This window comes from Mycobacterium sp. NGS66, assembly GCF_059812225.1.
Genome location: NZ_JCALCG010000004.1, coordinates 176,664 through 189,507 on the forward strand (window position 1 = coordinate 176,664; position 12,844 = coordinate 189,507).

At 66.5% G+C, this 12,844-nt stretch carries 2 protein-coding genes; both read right to left on the minus strand.

Annotation, left to right across the window (positions count from 1 at the left end):
• Positions 1–12 precede the first annotated feature (12 nt).
• Positions 13–6,363, minus strand: coding sequence for an SDR family NAD(P)-dependent oxidoreductase (locus AC5Y2L_RS10815; protein ID WP_499935688.1), 6,351 nt, complete (start codon positions 6,361–6,363; stop codon positions 13–15).
• A gap of 22 nt (positions 6,364–6,385) precedes the next feature.
• On the minus strand, positions 6,386–12,826 hold the full coding sequence (locus AC5Y2L_RS10820) for an SDR family NAD(P)-dependent oxidoreductase (RefSeq protein ID WP_499935689.1): 6,441 nt from the start codon (positions 12,824–12,826) through the stop codon (positions 6,386–6,388).
• Positions 12,827–12,844: the final 18 nt, after the last annotated feature.

Sequence of the window (12,844 nt, forward strand, 5' to 3'; positions counted from 1 at the left end):
AACTCACTGCGGTCATACGGGGAAATCTTCGTCGAGCATGGCCAAGAGTTCGGTCTCGGCGGCTTTGGTCTCTGCGGTGGTCAGGTCAGCCAGGATGGTTTTCATCCGTGCGGCCACACGTGCCTTGTCGTCCTCGGTCCAGTCGGCTTGGTTGACAAGCGCGTGCAGCTCCTGGGCGATGTCGTTGAAACGAGCCAAGTTATCCGTTTCGTCGGTGGCAAGACCCGTGGTGATCTGCACGGAGCCCAGCTCTTGGTCCACGTGTTCGGCAAGGCCACTCAGCGTCGGGTGGTCGAAGATCGCGGTGGGGGAAAGGGTCAGTCCCGTCGCGCTTTTGAGCCGGTTCCGCAGTTCGACGGCAGTCAATGAGTCGAAGCCCAAATCTTGGAACGCCATGTCGGCACCAACCTCGGCAGCGGAACGACCCAAAACCGTTGCCGCGTTGGTACATATCAGCTCCACCAAATGTTGATGACGCTGCTCGGGAGTCAACCCTTGCAGCCGTTCGGCCAACCCGAAGTGGGATGTCGCGCTCTGATTATCGGAGATCAGTCGCCGCCTCGGACGGGTAACCATGTCACGCAGTATCGGCGGCACTGCGCCGCCGGCGCCGAGGGCCGCCCCGTCCAGGTGGGCGGCTACCAGCATCGGGCGGTCGGCCAGTATCGCTTCGTCGAACAGTTGCAGTGCATCGGGCGTCGACAACGGCGCGAGTCCCGATCGGCTCATTCTGGCCTTGTCATGGTCGGCCAAGTGCCCGGTCATGGCGCTGGCCTGTTCCCATAGCCCCCAGGCCACCGACAAGCCTGCCAGGCCTTGCGTTCGCCGGTGGGCGGCCAGCGCGTCGAGGAAGCTGTTGGCCGCCGCGTAGTTGCCCTGCCCCGGCGCGCCTACGATGCCCGCTATGGACGAAAACAGGACAAACGCCGACAAATCGCGATCTCGGGTCAGCTCATGCAGATTCCAGGCCCCATCGACCTTGGCCCGCAACACCATGTCCACCCGCTGCGGCGTCAGCGTGGATATCATCCCGTCATCGAGGACCCCGGCAGCGTGAAAGACGCCCTTGAGCGGGTATTGCGGGTCGAGTTCGTCCAAAAGTTTTGCTACCGCATCGCGGTCGGCCACATCACAAGCCACCACCGACACTTGCGCGCCGGCAGCCTGCAAGCGGTCGGTCAGCTCCGCGACACCCTCGGCTTCGGCGCCACTGCGGCTGGCCAGCACCACATGGGCCACACCGTAACGGGCCACCAGATGCGCCGCCACCGCCGAGCCGGCCATCCCGGTACCCCCGGTGATGACCACGCTGGCTCCGGCCAGACCGCCGCCCGACCCCGCCAGCATTGCATCCCCGGGACCGTCGGGAATGGTCAGCACCACCTTGCCGATCTGGCGCGCCTGGGAGACATAGCGGTATGCGGCCGCCGCGCTGCGCACGTCAAAAGCCTTCACCGGCAACGGCTCCAGCACGCCTTCGGCGAACAAGCCCATCAGCTCGGCGAGCATAGTTGCGATGCGATCCGCGCCGGCCTCCATCAGATCGAACGCCCGGTACCGCACGCCCGGATGCTCGGCCGCAACCGTCTGCGGGTCACGCAGATCGGTCTTACCCATTTCGATGAAATGGCCGCCCCGCGTCAGCAACCGCAATGACGCGTCCAAGAACTCACCGGCCAGCGAGTTGAGCACCACGTCTACCCCGGCCCCATCGGTGGCGGCCAAGAACCGCTGCTCAAACTCCAACGACCGGGAATCGCCGATATGGGCGTCGTCAAAGCCCATCGCCCGCAACGTATCCCACTTACCGCGACTGGCGGTGACAAACACCTCGGCACCCCAATGCCGAGCCAACTGCACCGCGGCCATCCCGACCCCGCCGGTGCCGGCATGGATCAACACCCGCTGCCCGGCCGATACTCCGGCCAGCACCGACAGCCCGTACCACGCGGTCAAGAACACCACCGGCACGCCGGCCGCCTGCACCCACGACCATCCAGTCGGCACAGCGGTCACCAACCGTGCGTCGACCACCGCCTCTGAACCCACCACCCCCAACAGGCCCATCACCGCATCGCCGACCGCCAGGCCCCGCACCTCGGGTCCAACCTCGACGACCACCCCGGCGCCTTCCGCGCCGACGTCGCCGCCGCCGGGGTACATGCCCAAGGCCACCAACACATCGCGAAAGTTGACTCCGGCGGCGGCCACCGACACCCGCACGTGCCCCGCACGCAGCTCCACCCGTGCGTCTGACCGCACCACCAGGTCCTCCAAGGTGCCACGGCCACCGGGCGTCAGCCGCCACGCACCTGTCGGCAATTCCAGCACCGCATCCGCGCCGGCTGGGGTCAGCCGGGCTGCATGCGCCACACCGGAACGAATCAGCAATTGCGGCTCGTCACAATCGATTACGGCGCCGACATCCGCCGAGCCGTCGGAGTCCACCAACACCATTCGGCCCGGATGCTCGGCTTGCGCCGAACGCACCAATCCCCACACCGCCGCGCCCGCCAAATCGGTGATGTCTTCACCGGGCAACCCCACCGCTCCGTGCGTCAGCACGACCAATGGTCCGTCGGCCTCCTCGGCAAGGCACGACTGCAACTTTTGTAGCGCTTCATGTGTGGCCGCGTGCACCCCGCCGACCACATCGCCGTTATGGACGCTTGGCTGCCACACCCGTGCGCCGTTGTCGTTGCTGCTCAGAGCAATCGGCTGCCACGCGACCTCGAACAACCCGCCGCCGCGGCCACCGGCGGCAGCCGCCGCAGCGGCCGACAGGGCGCCCGCCGGAATGGGACGAATCACCAGCTCCCGCACCGACAACACCGGTAGACCGGTGCCGTCGGCCAACTCCAGCGATACCGCGCCGGTTGCGACGGGCGTGATGCGAGCTCGAACGTGCGAGGCGCCGGCAGCGTGCAGGCTCACCCCACGCCACGTAAACGGGAGCATGGTTTGGCGCTGCTCCTCGCCCAACCCCATCGCGTGCAATGCCGCGTCCAGCACCGCGGGATGGACCCCGAATTCCCCGACTGGCACGCCTTCACCGACCCTGACTTCGGCGAAAAGTTCCGAACCGCGACGCCACAGCGAGTGCAGGCCCTGGAAGGTGGGCCCGTATTCGTAGCCGCGTGCCGCCAGCCGCTCATAAGCGTCGGAGACCTGCACCGCGGTCGCGCCGACCGGCGGCCAGACGGACAGATCCTGGGCCGGCTCCGGCAACCCGGCTCGCAGGGCGCCTTGCGCGTTCAGCGACCACACGGACTGGGCGCGCCCGCCGCGCGAATACACGCGTACCTCTTGAGAACCCACCTCATCGGGGGCGTCCACGATGACCTGGACCTGCACCTCGCCTTCGGTCGGCAATACCAACGGAGCCAGCAGCGTCAGCTCGTCGATTACCGACCCACCGACCTCGTCGCCGGCTCGCAGCACCAGCTCTATGAATCCGGCCCCGGGAAAAAGCACCATGCCGTCGACGGCGTGATCGGCCAGCCACGGCTGAGCGATCACCGACAACGAGCCGGTCAGCACCACCCCGCCGGAATCCGGCCGCTCCACCACCGCGCTCAACAACGGATGACCCGTGTGAGCCAAGCCGGCGGCACTGACATCCGTCGACCACACGGACCGGTAGGGCAGCCAAAAACGCTGCCGCTGAAAGGCGTACGTCGGCAGATCGACCCGCCGCCCGCCGCCGAGCACCATCCGCCAGTCGACGTCCACCCCGCCGACAAACAACTGCCCGAGGGCGGCCAGCAACGACTCAGCTTCCGGGCGCCGTTTGGCCAGCGTCGCCAGAGACACTGCCCCTTCGACGGTCAATGACTGGTCCACCGCGGCGGTCAGGCCGCTCGGGCCTACCTCGATGAAAAGTTCGGCTCCGAACGATTCGGCGGTCTGTACGCCGTCGGCAAAGCGCACCGGCTGGCGAACATGCTCAACCCAGTATTCGGGCGACCCGTACCCGGGACCGGCCAGCTTCCCAGTCAGGTTGGATACCAGATCAATTCGCGGTGGTGCGGCCGAAATGCCTTGGAGCAGTTGGGTGAACTGGTCCAGCATGGGCTCCATCAATTCCGAATGAAACGCATGCGAGACAGCCAACCGATGCACCCGCCGACCGCGCTGCATCAGTTGGTCTGCTACCGCGGTCACCGCCGCATCAGTACCCGAAATAACCACCGCGTCCGGGCCGTTCACCGCTGCCAGGCTGACCCCATCGGTCAGCAGCGGCACCACTTCCGCCTCGCCGGCGGCGACCGCGGCCATCACTCCGCCAGCAGGCAACGCCCCCATCAACCGACCGCGACCGACCACCACTTCGGCGGCATCCGCAAGAGACAACACACCGGCGACATGCGCCGCGGCGATCTCGCCCACGGAATGACCCGTCACCGCGTCCGGTACCACACCCCAGTCCTGCAACAATGCCGCCAACGCCACCTCGACGGCGAACAACGCGGGCTGCGCGAACTCCGTGCTTTCCAGGAGCGCGGCGTCGCTACCCCACATCACTTCCCGAAGCGGCAGCCGCAGATGCGCATCCAACGCCGCGACCGCCTCGTCAAAGGCCTTGGCGAACATCGGAAAACGCTCATAAAGTTGTTGACCCATGCCCAGTCGCTGACAACCCTGGCCGGGAAATACGAATGCTGTCTTGACAGCCGAGCGAGCACGGCCCGCTACCACCCCGGCATCAGGTCCGCCGGCGGCCAGCCAGGCCAACTCCGTCATCAGCTGCTCGCGGTCGGCGCCAACCACCACGGCCCGGTGCTCAAAGGTCGACCGGGTGGTCACCAGCGACCAACCCACATCGACCGGATTGAGATCTGGGGCGGCGGTCACATGTGCCAGCAATCGTCGGGCTTGGCCGGTCAACGCCGCGGCCGAGCGGGCCGACAATACCCAGGCCGTCAGTGTGTCGGCGCTATCACGTTCGGCCGCAGTGCTTTCGGAACTTTCTGCCGCGGGTGTCGGGATCGGAGGTTGCTCCAGAATGACATGTGCGTTGGTTCCGCTGATGCCGAATGACGACACCCCGGCCCGGCGCGGTCCATCCTCGTTAGGCCAAGGTCGCGGCTCGGTCAACAGCGACACCGCTCCCGCTGTCCAATCCACATGCGGCGTAGGCACATCCACGTGCAGCGTCTGCGGCATCACCTCGTGCCGCATCGCCTGCACCAGCTTGATCACCCCGGCCACTCCAGCCGCGGCCGAGGTATGGCCGATGTTGGACTTGATGGACCCCAACCACAGCGGGCGATCCGCCGGCCGGTCCTGCCCGTAGGTCGCCAGCAGAGCCTGCGCCTCAATCGGATCGCCCAACGTGGTACCGGTCCCGTGCCCTTCGACCACATCGACGTCGCCCGGTGTCAGCCCGGCGCTGCTCAGCGCCGCCCGGATCACCCGCTGCTGGGATGGCCCATTCGGCGCGGTCAGTCCATTGGAGGCGCCATCCTGATTCACCGCAGAACCCCGTACCAGTGCCAACACCGGGCGGCCAGATCGTCGTGCGTCGGCCAGCCGCTCCACTGCCAGGACTCCCGCACCTTCCGACCATGCGGTGCCGTCGGCGCTGCCCGAGTACACCTTGCACCGACCGTCGGCGGCCAGCGCCCGCTGCCTACTGAACTCGACAAATGCGGCGGGAGTTGCCATTACCGTCACTCCGCCGACCAAAGCCAGGTCACATTCCCCGGACCGCAACGATTGTGCCGCCAGATGCAGTGCCACCAACGACGACGAGCAGGCGGTGTCCACCGACACCGCGGGACCTTCCAGTCCGAGCACGTAGGACACCCGACCGGAGGCGACGCTCAACGTCGAACCGGTGAGCCCATAACCCTCCAGCTCGCCTTTGACCTCACCCCCGTATCCGGCGTGGATCACACCGGTGAACACGCCCGTCGCCGACCCCCGCAAGCGCAACGGGTCAATCCCGGCGCGCTCCAAGGCTTCCCACGACAACTCGAGCATCAACCGTTGCTGAGGATCCATCGCCAGCGCCTCGCTGGGACCGATCCCGAAGAATCCAGCGTCGAAATCGCCTGCGTCAGAGAGAAACGATCCTTGCCGCACGTACATCTTGCCCGGAACGTCGGGGTCCGGGTCGAATAGCCCCGCCACATCCCACCCACGGTCCGACGGGAAGTCCGAGACGGCATCGCGACCCGCAACCACCATGTCCCACAGCGCTTCTGGCGAATCCACGCCGCCCGGGTAGCGACATGCCATTCCCACCACCGCCACCGGCTCGGCCTGCTTGGCCTCCAATTCCGACAAACGCCGCCGGGTGCGCCGCAGGTCGGCCGCGAGGCGCTTCAGGTAGTCGACATGCTTGCTGGTGCCCGACACTGTTACTCCTTGCCGTCAGTCTTCAGGAGCCGAGTTCTTCGTCGAGAATGGCGAAAAGCTGGCTTTCCGTAGCGCTGTTGATGTCATCGTCCATGTCTAAGCCGGAGGGGTCCAGGTGGGCACTGAGCATTGACAGCAAGGTTTGCATGCGGGTGGTGAGGTGGGTTCTGTCTTCGGATTTCCAGTCGGGATGGTTGAGCAGCGTTTGTAGTTGGCCGGTGATGTCGTTGAAGCGGGTCATCAGATCCGGCGCGCCGCCGGTGGTGACCGATAGCCTCGGGTCGAGGTGTTCGGCGAGGGCGCTTGGAGTGGGGTAGTCGAAGATGAGCGTGGGTGACAGGGTCAGCCCGGTGGCGTTTTTGAGCCGGTTGCGTAGTTCCACGGCCGTCAGAGAGTCGAACCCGAGATCCTGAAACACGCTGTCCGCGTTGACGTCTGCAGCGTCGCGGCGACCCAGCACCATCGCTGCGTTGCTTCGGACCAGGTCGACGAGTTCGCGGTGTCGTTGCTCAGCCGTCAGGCCGACGAGCCGTGCCGCAAGGCTGGTCGTCGACGCCACCGTAGCGTGGGTCTCGTCGACCACCCGTCGGGTGGGTCGGGTGACCAACTGGCTCCAAAGTGGCGGCAGCGCTGTGTTTTCGGTGAGGGCGGTGGTGTTGAGCTGGGTGGCGATGACGACGGGGTGCTCGGTGAGCACGGCGTCGTCGAATAGTTGCAGCGCTGTTGTGGTGGATAGCGGTGCTAGTCCGGCCCGGCTGATGCGGGCCTTGTCGTGCTCACCGAGGTGGCGCGTCATGGCGCTGGCTTGTTCCCACAGACCCCAGGCCACCGACAAGCCGGGCAGGCCCTGGGCCCGCCGGTGGGTAGCGAGCGCATCCAGGAAGCTATTCGCCGCCGCATAATTACCCTGCCCGGCAGTGCCCACGATGCCGGCCATCGAGGAAAACAACACAAACGCCGACAACTCGTGATCCCGGGTCAGCTCATGCAAATTCCAGGCGCCATCGACCTTGGCCCGCAACACCGTATCCACCCGCTGCGGGGTCAAGGACGCGATCAGCCCGTCATCGAGCACACCGGCGGCATGAAAGACCCCCTTGAGCGGATACTGCGGATCGAGCTCATCCAAAAGCCTTGCTAGCGCGTCGCGGTCGGCCACATCGCAGTCCACCACCGAGACGCGAGCGCCGAAGCCCTGCAAGCGGTCGGTCAACTCCGCCGCCCCGGGAGCATCGACGCCGCTGCGGCTGACCAACACCACGTGGCCCACCCCGTAACGGGTGACCACATGCTCGGCGATCGCCGAGCCGGCCATCCCCGTGCCGCCGGTGATAACCACCGTGCCTCCCGCCAGATCTCCACCCGAACCCGCCAGCACCGTGCCGGCGGGCCCACCGGGAACCGTGAGCACCACCTTGCCGATCTGACGCGCTTGAGACACATATCGGTAGGCCGACGCGGCGCAGCGCACGTCAAAAGTCTTGACCGGCAACGGCTCCAATACACCCGCTTCGAACAGATCCATCAGCTGCGCCAACATCTGCGCCGTCCCGTCCGGGCCCGCTTCCATCAGGTCGAAAGCCCGATACCACACACCGGGATGCTGCGCGGCCACCGCCTGCGGGTCGCGCAGATCGGTCTTGCCCATCTCGATGAACCGCCCACCCCGAGGCAACAACCGCAGCGAGGCATCCAAGAACTCACCGGCCAGCGAGTTGAGCACCACATCCATCCCGGCGCCTTCGGTGACCGACAAAAACTTCTGTTCGAAGTCCACCGTGCGCGAATCACCGATATGAGCATCGTCAAAACCCATCGCCCGCAACGTGTCCCACTTGCCACGACTGGCGGTGACAAACACCTCCGCGCCCCAATGCCGAGCCAACTGCACCGCGGCCATCCCCACCCCACCGGTACCGGCATGAATCAACACCCGCTGCCCAGCACGCAATCCAGCCAACACCGACAACCCATACCAAGCCGTCAAAAACACCACCGGCACCCCAGCGGCCCGCACCAACGACCACGCCGACGGCACCACCGTCACCAACCGCGCGTCGACCACCGCCTCTGAGCCCACCACCCCCAACAAACCCATCACCGCATCCCCCGCAGCCAGCCCAGAAACCCCCGGTCCAACCTCCACCACTACCCCAGCGCCTTCGACGCCCAGCTCGCCGCCACCGGGATACATGCCCAACGCCACCAACACATCCCGGAAATTGACCCCCACAGCAGCCACCGATACCCGCACCTGCCCAGGCGCCAGCCGATCCCGCGCCAGCGAGGCCACCACCAGATCCGTCAACGTGCCTCCGCCACCGGCAACGACCCGCCAGCCGCCAGCGGGCAGCTCCAACACCGAACCCGCCGCCGCCCGAGCCAACCGTGCCCCATACACCACACCCGAACGCACCACCAATTGCGGCTCACCACAGGCCAACACCGATGCGATATCGACCGAGCCATCCGAGTCCACCAACACCACCCGACCCGGATGCTCGGCCTGCGCGGAACGCGTCAACCCCCACACCGCGGCACCCGCCAAGTCCGCAACACCCTCGCCGGTCAACCCCACCGCGCCGTGAGTTACGACCGCCAGCACGCCCGACTCGTCACCGCCCAGCCACGACTGCAGCACTCCCAACGCCTCATGGGTGGCCCCATAGACGGACGCCAGGGTCTCCTGTGCCCGAGACGACGACTCCCACACCACCACAGGCCCGATACCGTTGTCGCCCAACGACACCGGCGACCACAGCACCTCGAACAACCCACCACCGGTATGAGCGTTCGCGGCCGATAACAGATCCGCCGAAACCGGACGAACCACCAATTCGCGCACCGACAACACCGGCAACCCGGATCCGTCGGCCAACTCCATCGTCACCGCACCAGTGGCCACCGGCGCTATACGCACCCGCAGCCGAGTCGCTCCGGAAGCATGCAAACACACTCCCTGCCAGGAGAACGGCAACATCGTCCGCTGCTGCTCGCCGGCCACACCCATGGCGTGCAACGCCGCATCGAGGAGCACCGGATGAATCCCGAAGCCGCCGGCGTCTCCGGCGAGCTCCGGTACGGCGACTTCGGCGAAGACCGCTGTTCCCAGCCGCCAAATGGACTGCAACCCTTGAAACGCCGGGCCGTACTGATAACCTCGCCCAGCCAGCAGCCCATAGCAGTCTGTCGCGTCCATCGCGGTGGCACCCACCGGCGGCCACACCGACAAATCGGCGGCCGGCCGCATCACTCCGATGCCCAACGCACCCTCGGCGTGCAACACCCAGTCCGAACCAGGCTGCGCTGCACGCGAATACACCGCGATGCCATGGCGGCCAGAAGCGTCAGACCCTTCCGGGGCCCCCACTATCACCTGCACCTGAACAGCGTCCGTCGACGGCAACAGCAGCGGCGTGGACAGCGTCAGCTCCTCCACGACCGAACAGCCGACCTCATCGCCGGCCCGCAAGGCCAGCTCCACGAACCCCGCGCCAGGGAACAACACCACCCCGGCCACCGCGTGATCCGCCAACCAGGGCTGCGCGGCGACCGACAGCCGGCCGGTCAGCACCACGCCGCCCGTATCGGGCCGCTGCACCACCGCGCCCAGCAGGCCGTGGCGGGCACCCGACATCCCCAAGCCGGCCAGATCGCTGCCATCGACGCCCATGGCCGGTAGCCAGAATCGCTGCCGCTGAAACGCATACGTCGGCAAATCCACCTGCCTCGGACTGCTGTCGGCGAAAGCCGCCCGCCACTCCACGGGCACACCCGCGACATGTGCCTGGCCCGCCGACAGCCAAAAGCGTTCCAGTCCACCGTCATCACGGCCCAGCGACGGCACGGTCGTAGCTTCATCCGCGGGAAGCGTTTCTTCTATGCCGGTGACCAGCACTGGATGGGGGCTGGATTCGATGAACACCCGATATCCCGCTTCGTGCGCCCCGCGCACCGCCCGCTCGAATTGCACGGTGCGCCGGATGCTTTGGTACCAATACTCGGCGGTCAAGCCGACGGTGTCCATGAGCTCTCCGGTGACCGTCGAGAAGAATGCGATTGCGCACGAGCGCGGTTCGATGCCGCTCAGCGCCGCCACGAGGGGCTCATGTATCGCGTCCACGTGCTGCGAATGTGACGCGTAGTCGACATCGATCCTGCGGGCGCGAACATTCGCGGCCTCGCAACTTCGGATCAGCTCGCCCAGCGCGTCCACCGCCCCGGAAACCACGACAGACGAAACACCGTTGACCGCAGCAATACTCAGTCGATCGCCGCCCTGTGCCACCAGGCTCTGGGCTCTGGGAAGCCCGCAGGCCAACGACACCATGCCACCGGCTCCGGCCAACTGCACCAACAATCGGCTGCGCAGCGCCACCACGCGAGCGGCGTCCTCCAATGACAACGCGCCTGCGACGTACGCTGCCGCGATCTCGCCCTGGGAGTGGCCGATCACCGCGTCCGGAACCACTCCCACCGAGCGCCACAACTCGGCCAGCGACACCATCACCGCCCACAGGACGGGCTGCACGACATCCACCCGATCCAACTCCGGCGCGCCGGCGGTTCCTTGGATGACTTCGATCAGGGACCAGTCGACGTGCTCACTGAGTGCCTTATCGCACCGCTGCAGCTGGTCTGCGAATACTTTTGAAGTATCGAGTAATTCGGCTCCCATCCCGACCCATTGCGAGCCCTGGCCGGGGAAGACGAACACCGTTTTGCCTACCGGGCGGGCACGACCCACAACCACACCGGGACCCGGATCGCCGGCAGCCAAGCCGGTCAGCCTCGTCGTCAGCTGGTCACGGTCAGCGCCGACCACCACGGCGCGATGGTCAAACTTCGACCGTGCCGAAACCAACGACCACCCGACGTCGACCGCAGCCAGATCGGGCTGCGCCGCTAGGTGCGCCAGCAGCCGTGTGACTTGGCCCGCCAGCGCCTCCTCCGAGCGGGCTGACAACAGCCACGGGATGGCGCTGCGCGGATCACGTTTCTGCACAGGTGATTCCAGTGCCGGATCCGGTACGGGTGCTTGCTCCACGATCACGTGCGCGTTCGTCCCGCTGATTCCGAACGACGACACCCCGGCCCGGCGCGGCCGATTCAGCTCCGGCCAGGGCTGCGACGCGGTCAACAACGACACCGCTCCCGCCGACCAATCCACGTGCGGTGTAGGCACATCCACGTGCAGTGTCTGTGGCAGCACCCCGTGGCGCATCGCCTGCACCACTTTGATGACTCCCCCCACGCCCGCCGCGGCCGACGTGTGGCCCATGTTTGACTTGATCGACCCCAGCCACAACGGGCGATCAGCCGGCCGCTCCTGCCCATAAGTGGCCAACAGCGCCTGCGCCTCAATCGGATCGCCGAGGGTGGTGCCGGTGCCGTGCCCCTCGACCAGGTCCACATCGACGGTGCTCAGTCGCGCGTTGGCCAGCGCCGCCCGGATAACGCGTTGCTGCGAGGGCCCGTTGGGTGTTGCCAGGCCGTTGGAAGCGCCGTCCTGATTGACCGCCGATCCGCGGATCACCGCCAATACTCGATGTCCTGACCGCTGTGCGTCGGCTAGCCGCTCCAGCACCAAAACGCCGACGCCCTCTGAGAATCCGGTGCCGTCGGCCGCGCCGGCGTACGCCTTGCAGCGCCCGTCGGGGGCCAGTGCTCGTTGCCGGCTGAACTCGATGAACATCGCCGGGGCGGCCATCACCGTCACCCCACCGGTCAGCGCCAGGTCACATTCGCCCGATCGCAAGGATTGCGCCGCCAAATGCAATGCCACCAACGACGACGAACATGCCGTATCCACCGACACCGCCGGACCTTCGAGACCCAACGTGTAAGCCACCCGTCCCGACGCCACGCTCAACGTCGAACCGCGCAATCCGTACCGCTCGAGATTGCCGGGAACCCGCCCCTGGCCGCCATACGAGCCGTGGAACACCCCGGCGAACACGCCGGTGGCCGAACCTCGCAGCGTGAACGGATCAATTCCCGCGCGCTCCAACGCTTCCCATGAAACTTCGAGCAACAATCGCTGCTGCGGATCCATCGCCAGCGCCTCACTGGGCGCGACACCGAAGAACGTGGCGTCGAAGTCGGCGACGTTGGACAGGAATCCGCCGCCGCGGCAGTACGACTTGCCCGTCGCGTCCGGATCCGGGTCGAATAATCCGGTCAGGTCCCAGCCACGGTCCGCGGGAAAGCCCGACACGACATCGCGGCCCGCAGCCACCATGTCCCACAATGCCTCCGGCGAATCCACCCCACCCGGATACCGGCACGCCATCCCCACCACTGCAACGGGTTCGGTGGGTCCTCCGGCCAATGACGCCAGATATTCGCGGTTCTCCCGCTTCAGCCGCTCGTTTTCCTTGAGGGACTTACGCAGCGCCCGGATGAGGTCTTCTTGACGGACCACGCCTTCCGCAAACCCCCCAGAATTCTCGAGTCGCCCCATTGCCGTTACCTGTTTCAA